The sequence below is a fragment of the Pseudarthrobacter niigatensis genome (genome assembly GCF_030812615.1).
Classification (GTDB): Bacteria; Actinomycetota; Actinomycetes; order Actinomycetales; family Micrococcaceae; genus Arthrobacter; species Arthrobacter niigatensis.
Genome location: NZ_JAUSTB010000002.1, coordinates 452,359 through 478,265, shown reverse-complemented (window position 1 = coordinate 478,265; position 25,907 = coordinate 452,359). Strand labels below are relative to the sequence as shown.

General features: G+C 67.4%; 24 protein-coding genes and 1 riboswitch. Of the genes, 3 read left to right on the top strand and 21 right to left on the bottom strand.

Annotated features, from left to right (window positions below; translation table 11 throughout):
• Window positions 1-69 precede the first annotated feature (69 nt).
• The 15 genes from dprA to J2T23_RS05180 form a co-directional block, all read right to left on the bottom strand.
• Entirely contained in the window at window positions 70-1,248 is a 1,179-nt protein-coding gene (gene dprA, locus J2T23_RS05250) for a DNA-processing protein DprA (RefSeq protein ID WP_307357774.1), read from the bottom strand.
• 73 nt (window positions 1,249-1,321) lie between these two features.
• On the bottom strand, window positions 1,322-2,866 hold the full coding sequence (locus J2T23_RS05245) for a YifB family Mg chelatase-like AAA ATPase (protein ID WP_307357744.1): 1,545 nt from the start codon (window positions 2,864-2,866) through the stop codon (window positions 1,322-1,324).
• A complete protein-coding gene (locus tag J2T23_RS05240) occupies window positions 2,866-3,222 on the bottom strand; it encodes a YraN family protein (protein WP_141181757.1) in 357 nt (118 codons plus the stop codon). Before J2T23_RS05240 ends, J2T23_RS05245 begins: the two co-directional genes overlap by 1 nt.
• Before the next feature lie 108 nt (window positions 3,223-3,330).
• Window positions 3,331-3,657 (bottom strand): DUF2469 domain-containing protein, encoded by a 327-nt coding sequence (locus tag J2T23_RS05235; protein WP_056335405.1) that lies wholly within the window; start codon window positions 3,655-3,657, stop codon window positions 3,331-3,333.
• Between the two features lie 48 nt (window positions 3,658-3,705).
• The gene (gene rnhB, locus J2T23_RS05230) at window positions 3,706-4,491 is read right to left on the bottom strand and encodes a ribonuclease HII (RefSeq protein ID WP_307357741.1); all 786 of its coding nucleotides are present in this window, start codon (window positions 4,489-4,491) and stop codon (window positions 3,706-3,708) included.
• 2 nt (window positions 4,492-4,493) lie between these two features.
• Window positions 4,494-5,324 (bottom strand): signal peptidase I, encoded by an 831-nt coding sequence (lepB, locus tag J2T23_RS05225; protein ID WP_141160159.1) that lies wholly within the window; start codon window positions 5,322-5,324, stop codon window positions 4,494-4,496.
• The gene (gene lepB, locus J2T23_RS05220) at window positions 5,325-6,002 is read right to left on the bottom strand and encodes a signal peptidase I (RefSeq protein WP_307357738.1); all 678 of its coding nucleotides are present in this window, start codon (window positions 6,000-6,002) and stop codon (window positions 5,325-5,327) included.
• Between the two features lie 81 nt (window positions 6,003-6,083).
• A complete protein-coding gene (gene rplS / locus J2T23_RS05215; protein ID WP_141160157.1) occupies window positions 6,084-6,443 on the bottom strand; it encodes a 50S ribosomal protein L19 in 360 nt (119 codons plus the stop codon).
• 257 nt (window positions 6,444-6,700) lie between these two features.
• Window positions 6,701-7,513: a tRNA (guanosine(37)-N1)-methyltransferase TrmD gene (gene trmD / locus J2T23_RS05210; RefSeq protein ID WP_141160156.1), complete on the bottom strand. Its 813-nt coding sequence runs from the start codon at window positions 7,511-7,513 to the stop codon at window positions 6,701-6,703.
• Window positions 7,514-8,059, bottom strand: a complete 546-nt coding sequence (gene rimM / locus J2T23_RS05205) for a ribosome maturation factor RimM (protein ID WP_307357736.1) — start codon at window positions 8,057-8,059, stop codon at window positions 7,514-7,516.
• A 114-nt stretch (window positions 8,060-8,173) separates the two neighbouring features.
• The gene (locus J2T23_RS05200; RefSeq protein WP_013601399.1) at window positions 8,174-8,416 is read right to left on the bottom strand and encodes an RNA-binding protein; all 243 of its coding nucleotides are present in this window, start codon (window positions 8,414-8,416) and stop codon (window positions 8,174-8,176) included.
• Window position 8,417: 1 nt separating this feature from the next.
• Complete coding sequence (gene rpsP / locus J2T23_RS05195) at window positions 8,418-8,840, bottom strand: 30S ribosomal protein S16 (RefSeq protein ID WP_018768286.1); 423 nt, start codon at window positions 8,838-8,840, stop codon at window positions 8,418-8,420.
• A gap of 218 nt (window positions 8,841-9,058) precedes the next feature.
• Window positions 9,059-9,505, bottom strand: a complete 447-nt coding sequence (locus J2T23_RS05190; protein WP_141181760.1) for a hypothetical protein — start codon at window positions 9,503-9,505, stop codon at window positions 9,059-9,061.
• A 142-nt stretch (window positions 9,506-9,647) separates the two neighbouring features.
• Window positions 9,648-10,523, bottom strand: a complete 876-nt coding sequence (locus tag J2T23_RS05185) for a VOC family protein (RefSeq protein WP_307357734.1) — start codon at window positions 10,521-10,523, stop codon at window positions 9,648-9,650.
• Window positions 10,524-10,625: 102 nt separating this feature from the next.
• Window positions 10,626-11,708 carry an amidohydrolase family protein gene (locus J2T23_RS05180; protein WP_307357731.1) on the bottom strand — a complete coding sequence of 361 codons (1,083 nt, stop codon included), beginning with the start codon at window positions 11,706-11,708 and terminating at the stop codon, window positions 10,626-10,628.
• Between the two features lie 77 nt (window positions 11,709-11,785).
• A riboswitch (TPP riboswitch) is annotated at window positions 11,786-11,893 on the top strand.
• Between J2T23_RS05180 and thiC the strand changes: the two genes are divergently transcribed.
• Window positions 11,889-13,715, top strand: a complete 1,827-nt coding sequence (gene thiC / locus J2T23_RS05175) for a phosphomethylpyrimidine synthase ThiC (RefSeq protein WP_370871393.1) — start codon at window positions 11,889-11,891, stop codon at window positions 13,713-13,715. (Overlaps the previous riboswitch by 5 nt.)
• Here the strand turns inward: thiC and J2T23_RS05170 are convergent.
• Together J2T23_RS05170 and ffh are read right to left on the bottom strand one after the other, a co-directional pair.
• Complete coding sequence (locus J2T23_RS05170; protein WP_307357729.1) at window positions 13,712-14,446, bottom strand: alpha/beta fold hydrolase; 735 nt, start codon at window positions 14,444-14,446, stop codon at window positions 13,712-13,714. The genes thiC and J2T23_RS05170 overlap by 4 nt on opposite strands.
• A 103-nt stretch (window positions 14,447-14,549) precedes the next feature.
• Entirely contained in the window at window positions 14,550-16,133 is a 1,584-nt protein-coding gene (gene ffh / locus J2T23_RS05165; protein WP_141160150.1) for a signal recognition particle protein, read from the bottom strand.
• An 84-nt stretch (window positions 16,134-16,217) separates the two neighbouring features.
• On the opposite strand from ffh, the gene J2T23_RS05160 reads away from it, so the two are divergent.
• The gene (locus tag J2T23_RS05160; protein ID WP_307357727.1) at window positions 16,218-17,618 is read left to right on the top strand and encodes a glucose-6-phosphate dehydrogenase; all 1,401 of its coding nucleotides are present in this window, start codon (window positions 16,218-16,220) and stop codon (window positions 17,616-17,618) included.
• Window positions 17,619-17,712: 94 nt separating this feature from the next.
• On the opposite strand, the gene J2T23_RS05155 is transcribed toward J2T23_RS05160, so the two are convergent.
• The gene (locus tag J2T23_RS05155) at window positions 17,713-18,051 is read right to left on the bottom strand and encodes a P-II family nitrogen regulator (RefSeq protein WP_141160148.1); all 339 of its coding nucleotides are present in this window, start codon (window positions 18,049-18,051) and stop codon (window positions 17,713-17,715) included.
• Window positions 18,048-19,409, bottom strand: a complete 1,362-nt coding sequence (locus J2T23_RS05150) for an ammonium transporter (protein ID WP_141160147.1) — start codon at window positions 19,407-19,409, stop codon at window positions 18,048-18,050. Before J2T23_RS05150 ends, J2T23_RS05155 begins: the two co-directional genes overlap by 4 nt.
• A 226-nt stretch (window positions 19,410-19,635) precedes the next feature.
• Here J2T23_RS05150 and J2T23_RS05145 point away from each other — a divergent pair, with 226 nt between their 5' ends.
• Window positions 19,636-20,877 (top strand): MFS transporter, encoded by a 1,242-nt coding sequence (locus J2T23_RS05145; protein ID WP_307357723.1) that lies wholly within the window; start codon window positions 19,636-19,638, stop codon window positions 20,875-20,877.
• A gap of 9 nt (window positions 20,878-20,886) precedes the next feature.
• Here the strand turns inward: J2T23_RS05145 and ftsY are convergent, their stop codons facing one another.
• Window positions 20,887-22,092: a signal recognition particle-docking protein FtsY gene (ftsY, locus tag J2T23_RS05140; RefSeq protein WP_141181767.1), complete on the bottom strand. Its 1,206-nt coding sequence runs from the start codon at window positions 22,090-22,092 to the stop codon at window positions 20,887-20,889.
• Between the two features lie 115 nt (window positions 22,093-22,207).
• Entirely contained in the window at window positions 22,208-25,795 is a 3,588-nt protein-coding gene (gene smc, locus J2T23_RS05135) for a chromosome segregation protein SMC (RefSeq protein ID WP_307357721.1), read from the bottom strand.
• Window positions 25,796-25,907 lie beyond the last annotated feature (112 nt).

Sequence of the window (25,907 nt, the reverse complement as noted above, 5' to 3'; positions counted from 1 at the left end):
ACGGGCAGTTGTTCATGTTCCACTCCTCTACTTTCCCAGCTGCATGTGCTGCCCGGCGTGCTGACACGGTTACCCTTTGCCGCGTTTCCAGCCACCCCGCTCCGCCACGGCCAATCCCAGCAACCCCAGCCTGCCAAGTCCTGCCCGGACGGAATCCTGCCCCAGTCCGGCCACGACCGAAAGCTTTTCCACCGACGTGGTGGAGCGAAGCGGCAGCGCATCCAGCAGGATCAGGTCCTCCAGGGTCAGCCCGTCCTGGACTGCCGCTTCTGAAGCCCGTTGCTCAGGCAGTCCTGTTCCGCTCGGCGAGGCGAGCTCGGCCACTTCCGCCGCATCGGTGACGCAGACTGCCCCTCCGTCCCGGAGAAGCCGGTGGCACCCGGCGGAGTTGGCGCTGTGGACAGACCCGGGGACAGCGCCGACGGCGCGGCCCAGCGTCTCAGCGTGGTGTGCCGTGTTGAGGGCGCCCGACCGCCAGCGCGCTTCCACCACTACTGTCACCGCGGACAGGGCAGCTATCAGCCGGTTCCGCTGCAGGAAGCGGTAGCGGGTCGGGGCGGATCCCGGTGGTACCTCTGCCAGGACTGCGCCCTGGTTGGCGACAGCCCGCAGCAGGTCTTCGTTTCCGGAAGGATAGAACCTGTCCACTCCCCCGGCCATGACAGCGATGGTAGGCACGGCTGCGGATCCGCCGGCAAGGGCAGCCCGGTGCGCATGGGCGTCAATTCCGTAAGCGCCGCCGGAAACAATCGTATAGCCGCGCTGCGCCAGGGAGTAGGCGAGGTCTCCGGTGACCGCTGCCCCATAGCTGGTGCTGTCCCGGGACCCCACGAGGGCGATGGACTTCTCCAGTGCAGGCAGCGGCTGTTCCTGCCCGCGCCACCACAGGCAGATAGGTTCTTGGATTCCAAGGTCCGCAAGCTGGGCAGGCCACAGCTCATCGCCGGGAATGATGACGCGTCCGCCCAGCCTGGCCATGGTGGCCAGGTCGCGTTCGGGGGCGAGGTCGGGGATCCGCGGCTGCCAACGCCTTAGAGCTGCTGCCAGTCCGGCCCAGCTGCCGGCCGATCCGCTGTCTGCCAGGAGTGCCGTGATGTCGCGCTCCAGGTCAGGGCCGGCCGCCACCCGACCTGTGGCGATCCGCAGTGCCTCCGTCGCCCCAGCAAGCTGCACCAGGGCCAGGCCCGCCGCATCCTGCGGTTCCATCAGCCGTGAGAGGGCGGCCCGCGCCAGCCGTTCCGTTTCCATGTCCCGCGTCTTTTCCACGGCCCGTTCCTTTTCCACCCGCAGTTCCATTAGTCCGTTCCGTTCTGGCCAGCTGTCATGCCGCGGCCGCCGTGGCCTGCCGGAGGCCCAGCGCCTGCCCGATGTCGTTGGTGTCGGGCGCGTCGCGGCGCCCCAGGTCCGCAAGGGTCCAGGCGAGCCGAAGGACGCGGTCGTACCCGCGGGCAGTCAGGACTCCGCGCTCAAGCGACTGGTCCAGGATGCGCGTTGCTGCGGAAGCGAGGCGCAGGTCCCCGCGCAGGATCCGTCCGGGCACCTGTGAGTTCGTCTCGAGGCCAAAGCGCTGAAGGCGTTCAGCCTGCCGGGAACGGGCCTCCCGTACCCGGCCCGCCACGGACGCGGTGTCCTCTTCGGCGCCGGATTGACCGAAATCTGTCAACGAAACCCGCTCCACCTGGAGTTGGATGTCCACCCGGTCCAGCAGGGGCCCGGACATCCTGGCGAGGTAACGTCGGCGCATCACGGGAGTGCAGGTACAGTCCAGCCCTTTGCCCGAGGCCTTGCCGCACGGGCACGGGTTGGCCGCAAGCACGAGCTGGAAGCGGGCCGGGTACGCCGCGGTCCCGGCAGAGCGGTGTATCACCAGTTCCCCGCTTTCCAGGGGCTGGCGCAGGGCATCCAGGACCCGCCGTTCGTATTCCGGTGCCTCGTCAAGGAAGAGCACGCCCCGGTGCGCACGGGAAGCCGCGCCCGGCCGGGGCAGCCCCGACCCGCCGCCGATGATGGCTGCAGCGGTTGCAGAGTGGTGCGGGTTCTCGAAGGGCGGCCGCCTCAGGAGCCGCACCGTGGAGGAGGGCAGGCCGCAAAGCGAATGGATGGCGGTGACCTCCATCGACTCATGGTCGCCGAGGTCGGGCAACAGGCCCGGAAGCCGTTCCGCCAGCATCGTCTTTCCGGCCCCCGGCGGCCCGGTGAGCAGCAGATGGTGGGCACCCGCGGCCGCGACCTCCAGGGCCCGCCGGGCGTCGCCCTGGCCGGAGACGTCCGCCATGTCCGGACACGGGCCGGGAAGGGCCCCGCCGTCACCGGATTCCCCGGAATCGTCAGGCTCGAAGTCCAGGGCAAGTTCCTGCGGATCGGCGCCAAAGTCGAGGGCGAGCCTGGCCAGCGTGCGGTAGCCCCGTACCGTCGCGCCCGGGACAAGGGAGGCCTCGGCCAGGTTGGCGTGGGCCACGACGACCTCGGGGTAGCCGGCCCGCACGGCTGCCATGACCGCCGGCAGGATTCCCCTTACCGGCCGGAGCCTGCCGTCGAGCCCCAGCTCGGCGATGAAGACGGTGTTCCCGGTGGGCTTGATGTCGTTCGCGGCCCGCAGGACGGCCATAGTAACGGCGAGGTCGAACCCGGATCCGCGCTTGGGCAGCGAGGCCGGAATGAGGTTGGCGGTGATCTTCCGGCGGCTGAGCGGAATCCCGGAGTTCTTCGCCGCAGACCGGATCCGCTCCTTGGCCTCGTTCAGCGACGCATCCGGCAATCCCAGGATGACAAATGCCGGGAGGGTCTGGCCGATGTCCGCCTCAACCTCAACCATGTAGCCGTTCAGGCCCACGAGGGCCACTGAGTAGGTCCGTCCCAAGGCCATCACCCCACCCCCTTGAGGTGCTCCACCAGGGGTTCCCCGCCGCCGTCGTCCAGGACCGCGACGACGTCCACGCGCCGCAGCGGCATCCGCAGCTCGCGGTCACGGCACCATGCGGCACCCAGCCGGTGCAGCCGCGCAAGCTTTTCCGGGCCCACCGCCTCGAACGGGTGGCCGTAGTCCAGGGAGCGGCGCGTTTTGACTTCGGCGATGACCAGCGCATCACCGTCCAGGGCAACGATGTCGATCTCACCCCCGGGGCACCGCCAGTTCCGCTCCAGCACCAGCATGCCCAGCGCTTCGAGATAACCCACGGCGAGGTCTTCGCCGCGCCGGCCCAACAGGTCTTTGGATTTCATGTCCACCTCCGCAACCAGCCTGGCGGCGGACGCAGGCCGAAAACAGACGGCCCCTGTCCTATGTGGACAGGGGCCGGTGTGGAGGGAAGGTTGGGCTGCAGCCGGTGCCTAGTTTCCCAGGTCCACATCCTTGGGCAGCGCGAGCTCCTCGTTGCGGGGCAGCTCCTCGACGTTGACGTCCTTGAAGGTCAGCACCCTGACGCTCTTCACGAAGCGGGCGGAACGGTAGACGTCCCAGACCCAGGCGTCCTGGAGGGTCAGGTCGAAGTAGACCTCGCCGTCGGCGCTGCGGGCCTGGAGGTCCACGTGGTTGGCCAGGTAGAAGCGCCGCTCGGTCTCGACAACGTAGCTGAACAAACCGACGACGTCGCGGTACTCACGGTAGAGCTGAAGCTCCATGTCGGTTTCATAGTTCTCAAGATCTTCGGCACTCATGCTTCCATCTTGCACCATCTCCGGCGCCCCCGGCGCCGGAGGCCGCTGTCAGTCCCGGTCCGGTGCGTCCACGTTGGAACCCGCTGCGTCCTGGAGTTCGCCGCCCAGGAGGCGCCAGCTCACCCGGTGGTAGGGCGTCGGCCCGGCTGCGCGGAGGACGGACCGGTGGGCTGCCGTGGCGTAGCCCTTGTTGATGTCCCAGCCGTAATCCGGGTATTCGGTGTGCAGGTGGCGCATCATCCGGTCCCGCTCCACCTTCGCGATGACGCTCGCGGCGGCCACGCTGAGGCACTGCATGTCGGCTTTGACCTTGGTATGCACCGGGGCCTCGCAGGCGGCCTCCACGACGGGCTGGTCGAAAAGGGACAGCTGGTCTGCGGGTGAGAGCCAGTTGTGACTTCCATCCAGCAGCACAGCTTCCGGGACAACGCCCGCGGCGATGATGCTGCCCCAGGCACGGGTTCCGGCAAGCCGTAGGGCGGCGATGATGCCGAGTGAATCGATCTCCCCGGCGGTGGCGTGCCCCACCGCGGAGGCCACGCTCCAGCGCCGCACCAGAGGATCGAGCCGTTCCCGCTCGGCCGGGCTCAGCAGCTTGCTGTCGCGCACCCCGGCGAGCGGCTTTTGGCGCTCAAGATCCACGACGGCGATTCCCACGCTCACGGGTCCTGCAAGCGCTCCCCGGCCCACCTCGTCAACGCCGGCCAGGAACCGGATTCCCTGGGCTTTGAAGGTGCGCTCATGCCGCAGCGTTGGCGCCTTGGTTCCCCTGGCGGCAGCCTTGCGGGCCGGACGCGCTGGGGTGGCTGGGGAAGCCTGTACCGCGGAGGACATGGTCAGCGGGCCGCCGGAACGCTCTTGAAGACGTCCGGGTAGTTGTCCAGCGTCTTGATCCTGTTCAGCGGCCATGCAATCACGGCAGCCTTGCCCTCGAGGTCCTTGAGGTCGACGAATCCGCCGTCGGTCTCCATGTGCGCGCGGGAGTCTGCGGAGTGGTTCCGGTTATCACCCATCACCCACACCTTGCCCTCCGGGACGGTGACATCGAAGTTGCGGACCTGCGGGACTTCGGCGGGGTTGATGTACGTCTCGTCGATGGCAGTGCCGTTGATGGTCAGTTTACCGCCGGTGTCGCAGCAGACCACGTGGTCGCCCGGCAGTCCGATGACCCGCTTGACGAGGTGCTGCTCAGAGTTGTCCGGCAGGAGCCCCACGAACGTCAGTCCGTCCTGGACCCAGGTGAAGGGGCCCTGTGCCTTGGCCGGGGCCGGCGGCAACCATCCCTTGGTGTCACGGAAGACGACGACGTCGCCGCGGCTCAGGGCAAAAGGCTCGGGAACCAGGAGGTTGACGAAGATCCTGTCGTCGACGTCCAGGGTGTTCACCATTGATTCGGACGGGATGAAGAAGGCGCGGAAGAGGAAGGTCTTGATAAGGAAAGACAGCACCACCGCGATGACAACCACGGTGGCAATTTCCTTCAGCCAGCCCAGGAAGGGATTCCCGGCGGACTTGCCGGCGGCTTTGGACCCCAACCTACTCCGCCTGCTGGCGGGAGCTTCCGGCCCAGTGCCTTCGCCCGGCTCGGAAGAAGAAGCTGGAACGGCCGGTTCCTCGGAAGCGCCGTCATGGCGCGGTTCAGGGTTCCGCGCTTGGTTCTCGGGCATTTACCGTCCGTTCTCTGTTGTGGGCCCCGGTGCAGGCGGCCGTGCTACTGGGGCAAATCTATCAAGCGGCCAGAGGATCTGGACCGGCCTGCCGATCACCCGGTCAAGTGGAACGAGTCCGCCTCCCGGAGCACCGAGCAGGCTGCGTGAATCGGCGGAAACAGAACGGTGGTCCCCCATCAACCACAGCCTGCCCTCGGGGACCACCGTATTGAACTTCTGCGTGCTCGGCGCATCCCCGGGGAAGACATAGGGCTCATCCAGTGCTGTCCCGTTGACCGCGACTTTCCCTCCGGCATCACAGCAGACCACGGTGTCACCGGGAAGGCCGATCACGCGTTTGACGTAGGTAGTGTCGCTGCCGGCCAGCCCGCCCCATTGCATCGCGGATGCAATGGCATCCACCAAAGGGCCTTTGCCGCTGTTCAGGGGCGCAAAACTCCCGCGCCCGTCGAAGACGACAACGTCGCCATGCCGGATAGGTTCGGTTTGGAAATCGGTGCGGGAGACAAGGATCCGGTCGCCGCCTTCCAGGAGCGGTTCCATGGACTCCGAGGGAATGAAATAGACATCGAGCCACAAGGACCTGACCAAACCGCTGATGGCGATGGCAAGGATCAGCGCCGGAAAGACGAAACGCCAGCCCATTCTGCGGGGCTGGCGTTTTGTCTGGTGCATGGTCCGTATCCTGGCGCTGGTGCATTGCTCCGGCGCTTGCCGGGTACGGCCGCGCTCCAGCTGGCAGTAAGTCCGGAAGACTTACTTTGCGGTGCTGAAGTCGCGCTTTTCCTTGATCTTGGCAGCCTTGCCGCGCAGCGCACGCATGTAGTACAGCTTGGCGCGGCGGACGTCACCCTTGGTGACAACCTCGATCTTTTCGATGATCGGGGAGTGCACCGGGAAGGTACGCTCCACACCGACACCGAAGGAAACCTTGCGGACCGTGAAGGTTTCGCGAACGCCGTCACCCTGGCGGCCCAGGACGAAGCCCTGGAAGACCTGGACACGGGTGTTCTTGCCTTCGATGATGTTCACGTGCACCTTGAGGGTGTCGCCCGCGCGGAACTGCGGAACATCGTTGCGCAGCGAGGCTGCGTCGAGGGAATCGAGAATATGCATGATTGCACTCCTGGTGAACGCCACAGGTCATTCACTTTGGGTCACGGCGGGCAAGTCCGGCTGCTGGAAAGCAGGCCGGGGGCTCACCGCCGAAGTAAAGTCCCGGCTGCTTCAAGGGTTGAGGGAGCCGGTTGTCGGGCTGTTGGCCGCGCTACCCCCTGTGGCAGGTGCGGACCCAGCAGACACAAGGGTTAATTTTGCCACAGCGGCAGGGTTACGCCAATTCGGGCGGAGTTAGTCCCGGCGTTCCGCCGCCGCTAGCCCGACTGTGCAGCTGCCGTGCCGGGGCGGCGGACAAGCCTGCCGTCCACGACGTCGTAGCCCAGGTTGTGCAGTTCGGTGCGGTCCGCGCGCGGGAGGCTGCCGGCGTCGAACCCTTCGAGCAGGTCCGGACGGCGCTCCGCCGTCCGGCGGTACTGTTCGTGGCGGCGCCACTGTGCGATCCGGCCGTGGTTGCCGCTGAGGAGCACCGGGGGCACTTCGCGCTCCCGCCAGACGGAGGGCTTGGTGTAGACCGGGTATTCCAGCAGCCCGTCGGAGTGTGATTCCTCCACCAGCGACTCGGGATTTCCCACCACCCCCGGCAGCAGGCGGCCAATGGCCTCCACCATGGCCAGGACCGCCACTTCCCCACCGTTCAGGACGTAGTCGCCGAGGCTAACGGGCCGGACCGTGAAGTGCTCCTGCGCCCATTCGATGACCCGCTCATCGATGCCCTCATACCGCCCGCACGCAAACGCCAGGTGCTGCTCCTCGGCCAACTCGTAAGCGAGGGCCTGGGTGAACCGCTCCCCCGCCGGCGAAGGAACAATCAACACGGGCTTGCGGTCCCCATCCGGGTGCCCCTCGGCTACGGCTGAAAGTGCCTGCGCCCAGGGCTCGGGCTTCATGACCATCCCGGCGCCGCCGCCGTATGGGGTGTCATCGACGGAACGGTGCTTGTCCGTGGTGAAGCTGCGCAGGTCATGGACATGCAGGTCCAGGATGCCGTCCTGGCGGGCCTTGCCGATCAGCGAGAGTTCAAGCGGGGCGAGGTATTCGGGGAAGATGCTGACGACGTCGATCCGCATCTAGGCGTTGCCTTCCGCTTCCGGGGCGGCGGCTTCGTCCGAGTTGATGCCGAAGAGGCCGTCCGGCGGGGTGAGGAGAATGAAGCCTTCATCGATGTTCACCTCAGGGACGATCTGTTCCACGAACGGAATGAGGATCTCGTCGCCACCCGGGGTGGTCACCACCAGCAGGTCCTGGACCGGCATGGTGTTGAGGGCTGTCACCTTGCCCACCACCCGGGACTCGACCCGTGCTTCCAGGCCGACCAGTTCGTGCTCATACCAGCCTTCGTCGTCGTCCTCGTCCAGCTCTTCGGTTTCGATGAAGAGCTTGGCGCCGCGGAGCGTCTCGGCTTGGTTACGGTCCGCCACTTCTTCAAAACCGAGCAGCAGGATGTCCTTGTTCCAGCGCGCGCTGCTCACAGTCAGCGGGCCGGACGCTGAAGGCTCCACCACGAACTCCGTTCCGGGGACAAACCTGTCTTCCGGGGCGTCCGTAAGCACCTGGACGGTGACCTCCCCGCGAATGCCGTGCGGCTTGCCAATCCGTGCCACCTGAAGCTGCATCTGTTCCTCTGTTCCGGGTTGTGGTGGTGCTGGTGAAGCTTTGTGCTGGGAAAGAACTCCGGCCCCTCCACCTGGTGGTGAAGGGGCCGGAGCAAACTGGATATTGCCGAGCGCTCAGCGGCGGCGGTCGGTGTCGACGACGTCGACCCTTACCGGTTCGCCGCCGGCCAGTGCTGCCACCACGGTGCGCAGTGCGCGTGCCGTGCGGCCCTGGCGGCCGATCACCCGTCCGAGGTCGTCCTGGTGAACGCGCACCTCGAGGGTGTCCCCGCGGCGGTTGCTCTTTGAACTGACCTTGACGTCGTCCGGGGAATCAACGATCCCGCGGACCAGGTGCTCCAGCGCTTCTGCCAGCAATCTACTCAGCCTCGGTGGTCTCAGCTTCGGCGTCGGCCGGGGCCTCGGCAGCGTCAGACTTGGAGGCCTTCTTGGTGATGGCTTCCGGGATGATGACCGAGCCCTTCTCCGGAGCAACGAAAGCTTCCTTCGCGACCTTGGTCTTGAGGGTGCCTTCCTGGCCCGGCAGGCCCTTGAACTTCTGCCAGTCACCGGTGATCTTCAGGATCGCGGCAACCTGCTCGGACGGCTGGGCGCCGACGGACAGCCAGTACTGGGCACGCTCGGAGTTAACCTCGATGAACGAGGGCTCTTCGGTGGGGTGGTACTTGCCGATCTCCTCGATGGCGCGGCCATCACGCTTGGTGCGTGAGTCCGCAACGACGATGCGGTAGTACGGGGCGCGCATCTTGCCGAAGCGCTTAAGGCGAATCTTTACGGCCACTTTTGTGGTCACTCCTGTTTCAGAAAAAGGGGTGAACCCGGCTTTCTGCACCCGTGGGGCGGGCCGTACTTGCGGGCTCGAAGGACAGGATCCGGACGCGGAGAGAGGGGCCACGCAGATCGAGTACCTGTTTATTGTGCCAGATGAACGCCGTTATTTCGACTTGGCGCAGCCGCCGGTGACTTAGCGGGAGGGTTTCCCGGGCGCGGCCGGGAGGGTCAGGCGGACCAGACGTAGAGTCCAGTCCGCTCCGAATCATTGATTCCGGCGGCGAGCGCCGCGAGCTGCTGCACATACGTCCGCGCCTGGGCGGCCCCGAACGGCATGTCCTCCTGGGCGGCCCACTGTTCGGCGACGTCGTCCAGGACGTTGCCCTCGCCTTCGGTTTCGTAAGTGAGAAGGTCCGCCAGGGCGCGGACCATGGCCGGCGGAACGGCGAGGAGGGAGTCGCTGGCGACGTCCACCATCGTCAGCTCGTAGTCGGCTCCGCCGGCATGGACGGCCGTCCCGGCAAGATCGCCAAGCTGCTCCAGTTCAAAATCGCTGATTCCCTCAATCCGGACCGCAGCAGTGTCCCCCGCGGAGGCGCTGCGGCCTTCATCAAGGAGGCCGGCATGTTTCAGCGCGGCGTCATGGGTGGCGACAAAGATCTCGGTGAAGCCCATGGCTCGTGTCCTTCTTCCGTTGGCGGAACTGCGCGCCGGACACTTCCTGCCGCCCGGCCGTACGGAATCAGCCTAGTAGCTGCGGGGCCGCCCTCGCACGCCGGACCAGCCTCCCGCGGAGTGGCGCAGGAGGCCGCAGCGGTCAGCGGACGGCGACGCGGATACGGTTGCGCCACGGATCCTCGAACCGAAGCTCCCAGCCGGTGTGGTGGGCCGGCACCCCGGCAACCTTGAGGCGGTCGGTCAGCGCTCCGACGTCGTCCCCGGACGGAACCTCGATGAGCACCTCGCCAAGCCCAAGGGTGTCCTTGCGCGGACCGGCGCCGCGGCTGTTCCAGACGTTCATGGCCATGTGGTGGTGGTAGCGGCCTGCGGAAACGAACAGTGCCTGCCCGTGCCAGCCTGCGGTCTTTTCGAACCCCAGGGTGCCCACGTAGAAATCCCGGGCGGTCTGCACATCGCCAACCTGGAGGTGGACGTGTCCCACGCCGGCGGCCGTTTGCCGCTGTCCCTCCAGGGACTCTTCGGTGAGGTACTGCTCGAGGTAGCGCTGCGGCGGGAGCGCCAGGCTGTCCATGACTACGTCCGTCCCGTTCCAGGACCAGTTGCTGCGGGGACGGTCCCAGTACAGTTCGATGCCGTTGCCCTCGGGGTCGGTGAAGTAGAAGGCTTCGCTGACCAGGTGGTCGGCACTGCCGGTGAAGGCCCGCGGCTCGTACTGCGCGGCAGTGGCGACGGTGGCGGCGAGGGAAGCCTGGTCCTCGAAGAGGAGCGCGGTGTGGAACAGGCCCGCCTCTCCCCTGCCGGGAAGGTGCAGTCCGGGAGCCGGCGCAAGGTGGACCAACGGCCGGCCCAGGCGGCCAAGGTAGAGCCCGCCGTCCTGTTCGGCGACCACCTCAAGGCCCAGTGCGCACTGGTAGTAGTCGGTCATGACCTTCATGTCGCCCACCTTGAGCATCACGGTGCCCATGGCGAGGTCGGCAGGAAGAAGATCCTGGCTGCTGGCTGATGCGGTCATTGAAGGCTCCTAGCATTGGCGGCCGTCCCATTGGCGGCCTCTCACACGTTAAAATTACTTGAAGCTTCAATTTATTCCAAGTCCTCCGTGAGCCGTATTTTGTCAGCGAATAATCCGCCCGCCCAGCACCACGTGCTCCAGGGCCGTAATGGTCTCCGGTGCCGCCCGCGGGTCTTCCCGGCATACAACGACGTCGGCGCGGGCACCCTCCTCCATCCCGTCCGCTCCCAGCCACGCACGGGCTGCCCAGCAGGCGGCGTCCAGGGCCGCCTCCATGGGCAGGCCGGCGCCGTGCAGGGCGAGGATTTCGTCCGTGATCCTGCCGTGCCGTATCACGCTGCCGGCATCGGTACCGGCAAAGATGCGTACACCCGCGGCATGGGCTTGCGCCACCCGCTCCATCCTGCCTTCCCAGAGGGCGCGCATGTGGGCGGCATAACGCGGGAACTTGGGCTCCGCCTGCGCAGCAATGTCGGGGAAGGTGGCGATATTGATGAGCGTGGGCACGATCGGTACGCCCTGCTCCACGAACCGGGGCACGTGGCGGGGAAGGAGCCCGGTAGCGTGCTCGACGCAGTCGATGCCCGCGTCCAGCACCTGGTCCAGGGTATCTTCGGCGAAGCAGTGCGCTGTTACCCGGGCACCTTCGTCGTGTGCCGCCTGGACGGCATCGCGTACGACGGCGGCAGGAAAGGACGGCGACAGGTCGCCGGCGCTCCGGTCAATCCAGTCCCCCACGAGCTTGACCCAGCCGTCGCCGTCGCGCGCCTGCTTCCGGACGGCCTCCACGAGGCCCTCGGGTTCCACTTCCTCGGCGAAGCCCCGCAGGTAGCGGCGCGTCCGGGCAATATGGCGCCCGGCCCGGATCAGCACCGGGAAGTCCACTCCGCCCTGCATCCAGCGGGTATCTGCCGGCGAGCCCGCGTCCCGGACCAGCAGGGTTCCCGCGCTAAGGTCCGCCTCCGCCTGGTCCCTGGCCGCCGCGGGCTCGACCGGACCAGTGGCCCCAAGCCCAATGTGGCAGTGGGCGTCCACGAAGCCCGGCAGCACCCAGCCATCCAAAACCCGGTCCGGAGCAGCCGCCGGCCGGCTGAACGTAAGCCTGCCGTCCACGGACCAGAGCCCGTGCCGCACCGTGTCCGGTGCAGTCAGGACGGGGCCGCGGAAGTGGATGATGCCTGCCATGGGGCTCCTTTCGATGCCCGGCCAGGCTAGCACCGCAATTATGACAAGGCCGCTCCAGGCGCCTGTGGTAGCTTCGTTCCTGACCACACGGGTGCCCTTGCAGGGGCTGAGATCGGGCTGACGCAGCCTGCGACCGTTGAACCTGTCCGGGTAATGCCGGCGAAGGAAGTGAGTATTCCCTTGAGTACGCAAAACACCCAATTGAACCCTGCCCTCCAGCCGTCTGACAGGGTGCCCGGTGGCGCGTCAATGCCGCCGGAAACCCAGTCGTTGAAGTCGCATTCCCTCGCCTACCTCGCGGATGAGGCGTCCGGGATCCGGGTACCGGTGACGGAAATTGCCCTTGAGCCGTCCCCCAACGGCCAGCCGAACGCACCGTTCCGGACGTACCGGACGGCGGGGCCGGGAAGCGACCCCGTCCGCGGCCTGGAGCCTTTCCGCGCGGAGTGGATCGTGGCGCGCGGAGACACCGAGGCCTACAGCGGCAGGGAACGCAACCTGCTGGACGACGGCCGCTCGGCCGTCCGCCGCGGAGCCGCCTCCGCGGAGTGGAAGGGCGCGCAGCCCGTGCCCCGCCGCGCCGTCGACGGCCGGACGGTGACGCAGATGCACTATGCCCGGCAGGGCGTCATCACGCAGGAAATGCGGTTCGTGGCGCTGCGCGAGAACTGCGATGTGGAACTGGTGCGCAGCGAAGTGGCTGCCGGCCGCGCCATCATTCCCAACAACATCAACCATCCGGAATCCGAGCCCATGATCATCGGCAAGGCCTTCCTGGTGAAGATCAACGCGAACATCGGCAACTCGGCCGTGACGAGTTCGATCGCCGAGGAAGTGGACAAGCTGCAGTGGGCAACCCAGTGGGGCGCGGACACCGTCATGGACTTGTCCACCGGCGATGACATCCACACCACGCGGGAGTGGATCATCCGCAACTCCCCGGTGCCCATTGGAACCGTCCCCATCTACCAGGCCTTGGAAAAGGTCAACGGCGAGGCCAACGCCCTGACCTGGGAAATCTTCCGGGACACCGTGATCGAACAGTGCGAACAGGGTGTGGACTACATGACCATCCACGCGGGCGTGCTGCTCCGCTATGTCCCGCTCACCGCCAACCGCGTCACCGGTATTGTCTCGCGGGGCGGCTCCATCATGGCGGGCTGGTGCCTGGCCCACCACCAGGAGAACTTCCTGTACACGCACTTCGACGAGCTGTGCGGAATCTTCGCCAAATACGACGTCGCCTTCTCGCTGGGCGACGGCCTCCGCCCCGGTTCGACGGCGGACGCCAACGACGCCGCGCAGTTCGCTGAGCTGGACACCCTCGCCGAACTGACGCAGCGGGCCTGGGAGTACGACGTGCAGGTGATGGTGGAGGGGCCGGGCCATGTTCCCTTCCACCTGGTCCGCGAGAACGTGGAGCGGCAGCAGGAGCTGTGCAAGGGTGCGCCCTTCTATACCCTGGGGCCCCTGGTGACGGATGTGGCGCCCGGGTATGACCACATCACCTCGGCCATTGGCGCCACCGAGATCGCCCGGTACGGCACAGCCATGCTCTGCTACGTCACGCCGAAGGAACACCTGGGCCTGCCCAACAAGGACGACGTGAAAACGGGCGTGATCACGTACAAGATCGCAGCGCACGCCGCGGACCTGGCCAAGGGCCACCCCGGGGCGCATGAGCGCGATGACGCGCTGTCCAAGGCGAGATTCGAATTCCGCTGGCGGGACCAGTTCGCGCTGTCCCTGGACCCCGTGACCGCGGAGTCGTTCCACGATGAGACGCTACCGGCCGAACCGGCCAAGACGGCGCACTTTTGCTCCATGTGCGGTCCGAAGTTCTGCTCCATGCGGATCAGCCAGGACATCCGGGACGAATATGGCTCAGCGGACGCGCAGGCGGCGCTGGCGTACCTGGCCTCCGGCATGCGGGGGAAGAGCGAGGAGTTCCTGGCAGCCGGCGGCAAGGTCTACCTGCCGGAGCTGCGGGTCCCCGCTGACGGCTAGGACGCCCGGGCTGGCTGGCTCCTGCCGACCCCGCTGATGAACTGGCGGATGGCCCGGTCCCCGTCCCGGGAGTCCTGGGGCCGGTGCCCGCCCGCGGCAACGCGGTGCAGGGCGCCGGTCTCCCGGAGGTAGCCGGCAATTTCCTCGTAGAGCGGCTCCCAGCCACCAGTCAGGACCAAGGTGGGGACGCCGGGAACAATATGCAACGGCGCTTCCCAGGAAGGCTCCTGGAGCCGCAGCCGCCGCGCGGACCGCTTCTCCTCGGTGGTGGCAGGCTGCTGCAGGTCGGTGGCGTAGATCCGGCGGACAAACTCGCGCTGGAAGTCGTCATCGCTGAGCTGGCGGCGGACGTCGAACAGTGGCTGCATCAGGCGGATGTGGGCGGCCGTGGCCGGCAGTTCCGCCGTCAGGGACAGGCAGGCGGGCTCCACCAGGGTCAGGGAAAAGACGAGGTCCGGGCGTTCGACGGCGGCCATCATGGCGGCGATTGCCCCCTGGGCGTGCGCAACGACGTGTCCGCCGGCAGCGCCACGGCCGTCGTCGCCCAGGGACCGCAGGATGATCGCGGTATCTTCCGTGAACGACGATTCCACCGGCTCCGCGGCGGCATCGTAGCCGTGCCGGCGGAGGAACAGGGCGTCATAGGACAGCGCCATGCCGTGCTGGCGCGGCCATGCGGCGGCACCGAAACTTCCGGCGCCGTGCACGAAAACTACCCTCTGCTTGAACATGTCCCAACCCTATTCCACGCTGCCGACATCCCCACGAAAAAGCGCCAGGTGTCGTCTTGAGCGGTCAAAACGGCACCTGGCGCTTCCTGATGCTGGGAAACTCCTACTTGCCCAGGAACTTGTCGAAGCCCTTGGGGAGGTTCAGCGAGGACGGGTCGAAGTCGCCGCCCTGCTGGCCGAACGCGGCGCCGGTGGGGAGCGCCTTGGCGGCGTTGGCACGGCGGGCTTCCGCGTCCTTGCGCTCCTGTGCGGCCTTGGCGGGGTTGCCGGATTTTGCCTTCTTCTTGGGTGCGTTCTTTGCGTTCTTCCGCGCGCCGCCCCCGGCTCCGGGAAGGCCGGGCATCCCTGGCATCCCCGGCATGCCGCCCTGGGCCATCTTCTTCATCATCTTTTGGGCCTGGGCGAAGCGCTCCAGCAGGCCGTTGACCTCCGACACATGTACGCCGGAACCACGGGCAATACGGGCCCTACGCGAGCCGTTGATGATCTTGGGCGCAAGCCGCTCGTGCGGGGTCATGGACCGGACGATCGCTTCGACGCGGTCGATTTCCCGCTCGTCGAACTGCTCCAGCTGCTGCCGGATGTTCTGGGCGCCCGGCATCATCATGAGCATCTTCTTCATGGAGCCCATGTTGCGGATCTGCTGCATCTGGGCCAGGAAGTCCTCGAGGGTGAAGTCTTCCTGGTCGGCGAACTTCTTCGCCATCCGGGCAGCTTCGTCCTTGTCCCACGCTTTTTCGGCCTGTTCGATGAGCGTGAGGATGTCGCCCATGTCCAGGATGCGCGAGGCCATCCGGTCCGGGTGGAAGAGCTCGAAGTCGTCCAGGCCTTCACCGGTGGAGGCGAACATGACCGGCTTGCCGGTGACCGACGCAACGGACAGCGCGGCACCACCCCGGGCATCGCCGTCGAGCTTGGACAGCACGATGCCCGTGAAGTTCACGCCTTCATCGAACGCGAGCGCCGTGTTGACGGCGTCCTGGCCAATCATCGAGTCGATCACGAACAACACTTCGTTCGGGACAATGGCGCGGCGGATCTGGCGGGCCTGCTCCATCATCCCGGCGTCCACGCCAAGGCGGCCGGCGGTGTCAACGATCACGACGTCGTGCAGCTTCTGGCGTGCTTCCTCCACGCCGGCGCGGGCGACGGCGACCGGATCACCGGCGGGCTGGTCCAGTTCCGTGGAGGTGGCTCCGGGGTGCGGGGCGAAGACCGGCACGTTGGCGCGCTGGCCTACCACCTGGAGCTGGGTGACGGCGTTAGGGCGCTGGAGGTCGCAGGCCACCAGCATGGGGCTGTGGCCCTGGGCCTTCAGCCATTTGGACAGCTTGCCGGCCAGGGTGGTCTTGCCCGCGCCCTGGAGGCCGGCGAGCATGATGACGGTGGGGCCGTTCTTTGCCAGCCGAATCCGCCGGGTTTCACCGCCGAGGATCTCCACGAGTTCCTCGTTGACGATCTTGACGATCTGCTGGCTGGGGTTCAGCGCGCCTGAGACTTCGGCGCCCAGTGCGCGTTCGCGGACGCGCCCGGTGAACTCGCGGACCACCGGAACGGCGACGTCAGCGTCCAGAAGGGCACGGCGGATCTCCCGGACGGTGGCATCAACATCGGCCTCCGTAAGGCGGCCCTTGCCGCGGAGATTCTTGAAGGTTGCTGTCAACCGGTCAGAGAGTGAATTGAACACGCGCCGTGAACTTCTTTCAGGAGATGATCGGGACTCGACTACCTAGGGTATCAAGTCAGGCACGGTAGATGGCATGCTGGCCAAATGACGAGCCAAACGACTGTGAAGACCTTGCTCATCCTCGGCGCCTCGGGCGACCTCACCGGCAGGCTCCTCCTGCCGGGCCTGGCCCGCCTTGTTGCGGCCGGCCGTGCGGAAGGCTTGGCCCTGGTGGGCGCCGGCTCGGATCCGTGGACGCCGGAACAGTGGCGCGGGCGGGTGGAGTCATCCTTCGCCGCTGCTGCCGGCGCGGCAGGTGATGCCGGCAAGGAAGCCCTGGAGTCGATGCGGAAGGAAACGGCCTACCACCAGGTGGACGTGACGGAGAAGGGCGCCCTCGCAGCCCTGCTCGCCGGGCTGCAAGGGCCGGTGGCGGTCTACTTTGCCCTTCCGCCGCGTATCAGCCAGCTGGCCTGCGAGACACTCCAGCCGGAAGAGGTTCCGGAAGGCACCCGGCTGGTCATGGAGAAGCCGTTCGGTTCCAGTGAGGAGTCGGCCCGCTCGCTGAACCGGACCCTTGGCCGCCTGGTACCGGAGGACCACATCCACCGGGTGGACCATTTCCTGGGCAAGGCCACGGTCCTGAACATCCTGGGCCTGCGGTTCGCCAACAACTTCCTGGAACCCGTGTGGAACCGGCAGCATGTGGAAAAGGTGGAGATCTTCTTTGACGAAGACCTGGCGCTGGAAGGCCGTGCGCGCTACTACGACGGTGCCGGCGCCCTCCGCGACATGATCCAGAGCCACCTCCTGCAGGTCATGGCCATCATGGCGATCGAGCCTCCGGCCACCATCGGCGAGCGCGATCTTCGCGATGCGGTCTCCGCCGTCCTCCGCGCCGGCAGCGTCAAGGATCCCGTCACTGATTCCCGGCGGGCCCGCTACACGGCGGGTTCGGTGGCGGGAAAGCAGGTGCCCGACTACACCGCGGAGGACGGGGTGGATGCCGGCCGGGGAACTGAGACACTGGCCGAGATCGAGGTGGGAATCGACAACTGGCGCTGGCGGGGCGTTCCCTTCATCCTGCGCTCCGGCAAGGCCCTCGGGGACAAGCGCAAGGAAGCGGTGGTCACGTTCCTCCCGGTGCCCCACCTCCCGAAGGGGTTTACCGGCGTGGACTCCCCCAACCAGCTGCGGATCGGCTTTGGTCCGGACACGCTGGAGTTCGACGTCGACGTCAACGGACCCGGGAACATCTTCAGCCTGGGCCGGGTCACCCTGGAAGCGGAACTGAGCGCCTCGGACCTCCTGCCCTACGGTGAAGTGCTGGAGGGTGTCCTGGCCGGCGACCCGCTGCTGTCCGTCCGGAGCGACACGGCAGAGGACTGCTGGCGGATTGTTGAGCCGGTGCTTAGGGCGTGGGAACAGAACAGCGTCCCGTTGGAGGAGTACGACGCCGGCTCGGCCGGGCCGGCGTCGTGGCCCACCAACCGGCAGAAGGACTGAGCCCCGACGACAGGCAGGACGGGCGGGAACTTTTCGGTTCCCGCCCGTCCTGCATCAGTCTTCAGTTGTCCCCGGAGGGGCCGTGGTGTGCGCCTTAGATGGCAGCCACTCCGCGTTCCCCGGTCCGGACCCGCACCGCTTCATGCACGTCCATGGTCCAGACCTTGCCGTCCCCGGCCCGGCCGGTGTTCGAACTGGCAATGATCACGTCCAGGATGTCATCGGCCTGCTCGTCCGTGGCCAGGACTTCCACCCGGATCTTGGGCAGGAGGTCCACGTTGTATTCCGCTCCGCGGTAGACCTCGGTGTAGCCGCGCTGCCGGCCGTAGCCGCTGGCTGCGCTGACGGTCAGGCCCTGGACCCCATAGGCTTCCAGCCCTTCCCGGATTGCATCGAGCTTTTCCGGCCTGACGATTGCAGTGATCAGTTTCATGCCCCCACGCTTTCCTTACCTGTTGCCGGCTGTGCCTTTTGCGCACCGGATGATGACGGGACCGCCTCGGGGGACTCGCCCTGGCCCTTGCCGGTGATCATGTCGTGCAGCGGCTGGAAGCTTCCGCCGTGGCCGCTGAGGCCGAACTCGTAGGCGGTTTCGGCGTGCAGGCTGAGGTCCACACCCACCGTTTCCTGTTCCTGCGAGACCCGGAAGCCCATGGTCTTGTGGATGGCCAGCGCAATGATGGCCGTCAGGACCGCTGAGTAGGCGATGGCGATGCCGGCTGCCGCGAGCTGCGCCCACAGCTGGGTGAGTCCGCCGCCGTAGAAGAGGCCGCCGCCGGCACCGTCGGTGGGCAGTGCGATGAAGCCCAGGGACACGGTGCCGATGATGCCCGAGACCAGGTGAACGCCGACGACGTCCAGGGAGTCGTCGAAGCCCCAGCGGAACTTCAGGCCGACGGCAAGGGCGGAGGCCACACCGGCGACCACGCCGAGGCCGAGGGCACCGACGGGGCTGACATTGGCGCAGGCCGGGGTGATGGCCACAAGGCCTGCCACGACGCCGGAAGCGGCACCGAGGGAGGTGGGGTGTCCGTCGCGGATGCGCTCGGTCACCAACCAGCCGAGCATGGCTGCTGCCGGGGCTGCGAGGGTGTTGATCCAGATCAGGCCGCCCTGCTCGGCAGTGGTTGCCGCACCGCCGTTGAAGCCGAACCAGCCGAACCACAGGATGGCCGCGCCGAGCATGACGAACGGAATGTTGTGCGGGCGGTGGTTGGGGTCCTTGCCGAAGCCCTTGCGGTTGCCGATGATCAGGACCAGGATCAGTGCCGCCACACCTGCGTTGATGTGGACCACGGTGCCGCCGGCGAAGTCGATGGCGGGGCCCAGGGCCTTGCCGATCGCGCCTTCGGGACCGAACAGGCCGCCGCCCCACACCATGTAGGCAAGCGGGCAGTACACCAGCGTGACCCACACGGGAACGAAGACCGACCACGCGCCGAACTTGGCGCGGTCGGCGATGGCGCCGCTGATCAGTGCCACGGTGATGATGGCGAAGGTGGCCGCGTAGCCGACCTTGATCAGGCCGTCAGGGGTGGTGATTCCCTCCAGGCCGAACGTGGCGAACGGGTTGCCCACGATCTCCATGAACCCTTCCCCGGAGCTCATGGAGGCGCCCCACAGCACCCAGACGACGCCCACCATGCCGATGGAGATGAAGCTCATCATCATCATGTTCAGGGCTGCCTTGGCGCGGGTCATGCCGCCGTAGAAAAATGCCAGACCGGGCGTCATGAACAGCACCAGGGCTGCCGCTACCATGACCCAAACGTGACCTGCGGTAAGTTCCATGGTGCACGTCCTCTCTCATCGAATCTTGCGGAGTACTCCGCCTGCCAACGCCTTTTTGCGTCCTGTAATGAGTTTGTCGGCGGCGTGTTTCGCCCGCGGAGGATTTAGATTGCCGGCCTGTTACATCAACCTCTAGGAAGTAAATGGTGCATATCCGCCTTGTTACGGTTATGTTTCCGCACCCGCGCAGCCATCCGGCTCCCGTTCCAGCAAGGACTCCCGCACCATGACGGCACCACCCCGCCCCAGCCGCGCCACTTCGAGGTTTTTGGCCCGGCTGAGGCCGCAGCGGGAGAAACTCCCCCGCGACATCAAGGTGATGCTGGCCGCGGCGTTCCTTATCGCCCTCGGCTTCGGGCTTGTTGCGCCCGTATTGCCGCAGTTCGCAACAACCTTCGGAGTGGGGAACACGGAAGCCGCGGTGATTGTGGCCATTTTCGCCTTCATGCGGCTGGCCTTTGCTCCTGCCGGCGGTGCCCTGATCGGCAAGCGCGGCGAACGGCCCATCTATGTTGCCGGGCTGCTGATCGTGGCGTTGTCCACCGCGGCGTGCGCCTTTGCGCAGGACTACTGGCAGTTGCTGCTGTTCCGCGGGCTCGGCGGGGCCGGATCCGTGATGTTCACGGTGGCATCAATGGCGCTGGTGGTCCGGCTGGCGCCGCCCCAGAGCCGGGGCAGGGTGTCGGGAGCCTACGCCTCGGCCTTCCTGATCGGCAATGTGTGCGGCCCTATTGTGGGTGGCCTGCTGGCGGGGCTGGGCCTGCGGGTCCCGTTCCTTGCCTACGCCGCCGCTCTGCTGGTGGCCGCATTCGTGGTCCAGACGCAGCTGAGCCACCAGCGCCGGGGAGGCGGGGAGATACAACACCGTGCCCCTGACATGCGGTTTGGCGAGGCCCTGGCTGCCGGAACCTACCGGTCCGCCCTCATGTCCAGCTTCGCGAACGGCTGGGCAACGTTCGGTGTGCGGATGGCAACGGTGCCGTTGTTCGCCGCGGCCGCCTTCGGGGCGGGTCCGCAGGCCGCCGGCCTGGCGTTGGCGGTGTTCGCTGCCGGCAACGCCGCTGCCCTGGTGTTCTCGGGGCGGCTGGCGGACTCGGTGGGACGCAAGCCGATGATGATCTCCGGCCTTTTGGTGGCGGCCCTGTCCACTGCAGCCATTGGCATCACCGCTGACCTGCCCTGGTTCCTGGCGGCTTCGACGCTCGCCGGCGTCGGATCCGGGCTTTTCGGTCCCGCCCAGCAGGCCGCCGTCGCGGACGTCATTGGCAACGCGCGCTCCGGCGGCAAGGTGCTGGCCGTGTACCAGATGACGTCCGACGTCGGGGCGATTGTTGGTCCGCTGGTGGCGGGCATGCTCGCGGACGGGCTGGGATTCGGTTGGGCTTTCGGCGTGACCGGGGGGATCATGCTCCTGGCAGCCGCCGGCTGGGTGCCCACGCGTGAGACCCTGCGAAGGACAGGCTCCTAGCCAAGCAGCTCAGTTCAGCAGGGCGTCAACGAAGCCTTCGGTATCGAAGGGGGCAAGGTCGTCGGCACCTTCGCCCAGTCCAATGAGCTTGACGGGCACGCCGAGGGTTTTCTGGATGGCCACGACGATGCCGCCCTTGGCGGTTCCGTCCAGCTTGGTCAGGACGATGCCGGTGATGTTGACCACCTCAGAGAAAACCCGCGCCTGGTTCAGGCCGTTCTGGCCGGTGGTGGCATCGAGCACCAGCAGGACCTCGTCCACCTCGGCCAGCTTTTCCACGACGCGCTTGACCTTGCCCAGTTCGTCCATCAGGCCCACCTTGTTCTGCAGGCGGCCGGCGGTATCGATCATGACCACATCGACTTCCTGCTCGATGCCGGCCTTGACCGCCTCGTAGGCAACCGAGGCGGGGTCGGCGCCGTCGATGTCGGACTTCACGGTGGGGACGCCAACGCGCTGGCCCCAGGTGGCCAGCTGCTCGGCGGCGGCGGCCCGGAACGTGTCGGCGGCGCCGAGCAAGACGTCCTTGTCCTCGGCGACCAGCACGCGGGCCAGCTTGCCCACGGTGGTGGTCTTGCCCACGCCGTTCACGCCCACCACCATCATCACGGCCGGCTTGTCCGCGTGCCGCTGGACGTTGAGGCTGCGGTCCATCGTGGGGTCCACAAGCTTGATGAGTTCTTCCCGGAGCATGGTCTTGACGTGTTCCGGAGTTCGGGTGCCCAGGACCTTGACGCGCTCCCGCAGGGCATCAACCAGCTGCATGGTGGGTTCGGTTCCCAGGTCCGCGAGCAGGAGGGTCTCCTCGACTTCATCCCAGACGCTCTCGTCGATCCGGTCGCTGGACAGCAGCGCCAGCAGGCCCTTGCCCATGACGTTGTTGGAGCGGGCCAGCCGTTCCCGCAGGCGCGCGAGGCGGCCGGCGACGGGCAGCGGGGTTTCGACGGGAATGGTTTCCAGCCCGGCCGCATTGTCCGGAACGGTGGTGGTGTCCAGCCCTTCAAGGTCCGCGCCCTCCGGCGCCCGGGCCCCGATTGTTCCTTCGCGGTCCGCCACCGCCGTGCTTCCGCCGGAGCGGATTTCGGGGTCGTTGGCATCCCTGGTGCCCGGGTAGCGGGTGATGTTCCTGCGTGTCTTGAGCAGGACCGGAATCAGGCCGCCGATGACCACCAGCGCAGCAAGGATGGACAGGACAATGGGAAGGATGTCATTCACTCCCCTAGCTTCTCACAAACGCCCTGCCCGGTTCCGGCGGCCGGCACGCAACTGACCTGCCCCTTTGCCCAGGCCACCGGCTGCTGGATGGCACCGACAACAGCAGGTGCAGGGGCTATACCTCGGCCCCGAGCCGCTGGCTGATGACGGTGGAGACGCCGTCGCCCCTCATGGTGACGCCGTACAGCGCGTCCGCCACTTCCATGGTCCGCTTCTGGTGCGTGATGACGATGAGCTGGCTGGATTCCCGGAGTTCTTCGAAGATGGTGATGAGCCGGCCCAGGTTGGTGTCATCCAGTGCCGCCTCCACCTCGTCCATGACGTAGAACGGCGAAGGACGGGCCTTGAAGATGGCCACCAGCAGCGCCACCGCGGTCAGGGAACGTTCGCCTCCGGAGAGCAGGGACAGTCGCTTGATCTTCTTGCCCGCAGGCCGCGCTTCCACCTCGATGCCCGTGGTGAGCATGTCCGTGGGGTCGGTCAGCACCAGGCGGCCTTCGCCGCCCGGGAAAAGCCGCTCGAATACCCGGATGAACTGGGCCTGGGTGTCCTCGAACGCTTCGGTGAAGACCCGCTGGACCCTGTCGTCCACTTCCTTGATGATGTCCAGCAGGTCGCGCCGGCTGGCCTTCAGGTCCTCGAGCTGGGTGCTCAGGAACTGGTGACGCTCCTCCAGGGCCGCGAACTCCTCGAGTGCCAAAGGGTTGACCTTGCCCAGGCTTGCCAGGTCCCGTTCGGCTTTCCGCAGCCGCTTCTCCTGCTCCTGCCGGACAAACGGCTTGCCTTCCCTGATTTCCTCCCCGTCCGCATCAACGGGGGCGCGGAGGGCAGCCCACTTGTCTTCGGATTCCTCCGCCGGAACAGGCACCGGCACCTGCGGCCCGAACTCACTGACGAGCGCTTCGGGGGTGATGCCGAGCTCGTCCACGGAGCGGGTTTCCACTGCCTCGATCCGGGCGCGCTGCTGGGTCCGGGCCAGTTCGTCGCGGTGCACGGTGTCGGTGAGCTGGGCCAGTTCCCGGGACAGGGCCTCGTTCGCTTCCCGGATGTCCCGCAGGCCGCGGTCGCGCAGCTCCCGGTTCTCCTCGGCGAGGTCCCGTTCGTGCCGGGACAGGTCGACCGAGACGTCCACGTAGCCGAGTGCCAGTTCCACTCCGGCGGATACGGCCGCTGCGCGCCGGGCCTGGACGCGGCGGCGCCGGGCCCGCTCCGCCGCCTCCTCGCGGGCCCGGCGTTCGGTGGCGGCTGCACGTTCCAGGGATGCCACCCTGTTGCGGGTGGCCGCCAGTTGCTCTTCGGCGCTGCGCAGGGACAACCGCGCCTCCACTTCGGCTGCGCGGGCGGCAGTGGCGGCGCGGGCCAGGGCGTCGCGCTGCCCGGTGGAGGGTTCCTCTTCCACCGGTGCTTCGTGCGCCGCGGCCAACCGGGCGGCGACGGCGCCGAGCGCCTCTTCCTCCGCCGCGACATTGGCTTCGGCCCTGGACAGGGATGCCGCCAGCCGTTCGCTCTCGCCCACGGCGCTGCGCAGGACAGAGTTCAGGTGGCCCAGCCGTTCGGCCACGGCGGCGAGGCGGGCATCGGATTCGTGCAGCTTGTCCAGGGCAGCGTCCGCTTCCTCCTGCGCCCCCTTGCGCCGGGCCTCTGCGGCGGCCAGGGCGAACCTGTGCCGTTCAAGGTCCGCGGTGACCGCCGACAGTCCGCGGTCGGCGTCGTCCACTGCCGCCTGGACCTCAAGGAGGGACGGCGCCTTGGCAGAGCCGCCGGTGGCGGAGACGGCGGTGAACACGTCCCCTTCCCGGGTGACAGCCGTCAGGGCCGGAGAAGATGCGACCAGGGCGGCCGCAGCGTCGATGCCGGTGACGACGGCGGTCCGGGACAGCAGGTGCCGGACCAGGGCAACGTGCTCCGCAGGTCCGTCCACGAGATCAGCCGCCCATTGCGCCCCGTCGGGCAGTGCCAGGTCCTCCGCGCCTTCCCCCTGGAGTGCCGCAGCCGTGGCAAGGAGCAGCGACGCCCGCCCGGCGTCGTGGTCCTTGAGCCGCTTCAGCACGGCTCCTGCCGCGTCCCTGTCCCGGACGAGCACGGCTTCGGACGCCTCCCCCAGGGCAGCGGCGATGGCCGGCTCGAACCCGGCCTGGATCGTGATCCCGGCGGCGAGGCTTTCCTGGACTCCGGGCAGCCCGGACTCCAGCACGTGCCTGGCGCCGTCCTTGCGGTCAAGGCCAAGCTTCAGGGCGTCGAGGCGCGCGGCGAGGGCGTCGCGCTTGCGCATGCCTTCGTTGACGGCGGCTTTGAGGTCTGCGATCTCCTGGAGGACGGCGTCCAGGACATCGCTGGCGGCTTCGTAATCGGCGTCGAGGGATTCCTCCCCCTCCTCCACACCGGCCACCTGGTTCTCCAGCGCCGTGAACTCCGCCTGGGCGCGGGCCCGTCGTTCCGTTCCGGCCGCGAGGGATTCGCGCAGCCGTCCCAGTTCCGCCTGCGCGGACTCCACCCGGGACCTGGCCGCCGCAACCTGGCCGGCCAGCCGCGCCAGGCCCTCCCGCCGGTCGGCAGCGGCGCGGAGCTGCGCGGTCAGCCGCTGGTCCTCGGCATGGGCGGCCCGCTCCGCTTCCACCTTCGCGGCACTGGCCATGTCAAGGGCGCCCCGCCTGCCCTGGATGTCCTGTTCGAGTTCGGACAGCTCCTGCCGGACCCTTGCCGCCTGGCGCTCCAGCTGTTCCGGGTCCCGGCCGGACGTCGGCGCAGCCTCGTCGGAGCCCAGCAGGCGGCTCCGTTCGCCGGCCAACGAGCCCAGCGACCGCAGCCGTTCACGCGCGGTGGAGAGCCGGTACCAGGTGTCCCGGGCGGCATTGAGCCGTGGCGTGGCCTCGGCTGCCAGCTGCTCCAGCGCCGCCTGCTGCCTGCGCCCCGCGTCGAGTTCCTGCTCGACGGCGGTCCGGCGCGCCTTGAGTTCGGCCTCGTCCGCCACATCCTGCGCCAGGGCCTGCTGCAGCTGGACCAGGTCATCGGCCAGCAGGCGGGCGCGGGCATCCCGGACGTCGAACTGGACCCGCTGGGCGCGGCGGGCAACCTCCGCCTGCTTCCCCAGGGGGGTGAGCTGCCGGCGGATCTCCCCGGTGAGGTCGGTCAGGCGCTGCAGGTTGGCCTGCATGGCCTCCAGCTTCCGGACGGTGCGTTCCTTGCGCCGCCGGTGCTTGAGGATTCCCGCCGCCTCCTCGATGAAGCCGCGGCGGTCCTCGGGAGTGGCGTGCAGGACGCGGTCCAGCTGGCCCTGGCCCACGATGACGTGCATTTCCCGGCCCAGCCCCGAGTCCGAAAGCAGTTCCTGGATGTCCAGCAGCCGGCAACCGGCGCCGTTGATGGCATATTCGGAGCCGCCCGTCCGGAACAGTGTCCGGGAAATGGTCACTTCGCTGTACTCGATGGGGAGTGCGCCGTCAGTGTTGTCGATGGTCAGCGAGACGTGGGCGCGGCCCAGCGGCGGCCGCCCGGACGTCCCGGCGAAGATGACGTCCTCCATCTTGCCGCCGCGCAGCGTCTTGGCCCCCTGTTCGCCCATGACCCAGGCCAGGGCGTCCACCACGTTGGACTTGCCGGATCCATTGGGACCCACGACGGCGGTGACGCCGGGTTCGAAGTCGAAGGTGGTGGCAGACGCAAACGACTTGAACCCCCGGACGGTGAGGCTTTTGAGGTGCAAGGCTTTTCTGGTCTCCTGGAGCGGGTAGGGCACTTTGCTGGAACCGGCTCACTACAATCTACTGCGCAGGACCGGCAATTCCCCGCAGCAGCACCCGGGAACCGGCGGGGGC

Excerpts from the sequence above, each read along its gene's own strand:
- dprA (WP_307357774.1), bottom strand. The coding sequence starts at position 1,248 with ATGGAAACGGAACGGCTGGCGCGGGCCGCCCTCTCACGGCTGATGGAA.
- J2T23_RS05245 (WP_307357744.1), bottom strand. The coding sequence starts at position 2,866 with ATGGCCTTGGGACGGACCTACTCAGTGGCCCTCGTGGGCCTGAACGGC.
- J2T23_RS05240 (WP_141181757.1), bottom strand. The coding sequence starts at position 3,222 with ATGAAATCCAAAGACCTGTTGGGCCGGCGCGGCGAAGACCTCGCCGTG.
- J2T23_RS05235 (WP_056335405.1), bottom strand. The coding sequence starts at position 3,657 with ATGAGTGCCGAAGATCTTGAGAACTATGAAACCGACATGGAGCTTCAG.
- rnhB (WP_307357741.1), bottom strand. The coding sequence starts at position 4,491 with ATGTCCTCCGCGGTACAGGCTTCCCCAGCCACCCCAGCGCGTCCGGCC.
- lepB (WP_141160159.1), bottom strand. The coding sequence starts at position 5,324 with ATGCCCGAGAACCAAGCGCGGAACCCTGAACCGCGCCATGACGGCGCT.
- lepB (WP_307357738.1), bottom strand. The coding sequence starts at position 6,002 with ATGCACCAGACAAAACGCCAGCCCCGCAGAATGGGCTGGCGTTTCGTC.
- rplS (WP_141160157.1), bottom strand. The coding sequence starts at position 6,443 with ATGCATATTCTCGATTCCCTCGACGCAGCCTCGCTGCGCAACGATGTT.
- trmD (WP_141160156.1), bottom strand. The coding sequence starts at position 7,513 with ATGCGGATCGACGTCGTCAGCATCTTCCCCGAATACCTCGCCCCGCTT.
- rimM (WP_307357736.1), bottom strand. The coding sequence starts at position 8,059 with ATGCAGCTTCAGGTGGCACGGATTGGCAAGCCGCACGGCATTCGCGGG.
- J2T23_RS05190 (WP_141181760.1), bottom strand. The coding sequence starts at position 9,505 with ATGGGCTTCACCGAGATCTTTGTCGCCACCCATGACGCCGCGCTGAAA.
- J2T23_RS05185 (WP_307357734.1), bottom strand. The coding sequence starts at position 10,523 with ATGACCGCATCAGCCAGCAGCCAGGATCTTCTTCCTGCCGACCTCGCC.
- J2T23_RS05180 (WP_307357731.1), bottom strand. The coding sequence starts at position 11,708 with ATGGCAGGCATCATCCACTTCCGCGGCCCCGTCCTGACTGCACCGGAC.
- J2T23_RS05170 (WP_307357729.1), bottom strand. The coding sequence starts at position 14,446 with ATGTTCAAGCAGAGGGTAGTTTTCGTGCACGGCGCCGGAAGTTTCGGT.
- J2T23_RS05160 (WP_307357727.1), top strand. The coding sequence starts at position 16,218 with ATGACGAGCCAAACGACTGTGAAGACCTTGCTCATCCTCGGCGCCTCG.
- J2T23_RS05155 (WP_141160148.1), bottom strand. The coding sequence starts at position 18,051 with ATGAAACTGATCACTGCAATCGTCAGGCCGGAAAAGCTCGATGCAATC.
- J2T23_RS05150 (WP_141160147.1), bottom strand. The coding sequence starts at position 19,409 with ATGGAACTTACCGCAGGTCACGTTTGGGTCATGGTAGCGGCAGCCCTG.
- J2T23_RS05145 (WP_307357723.1), top strand. The coding sequence starts at position 19,636 with ATGACGGCACCACCCCGCCCCAGCCGCGCCACTTCGAGGTTTTTGGCC.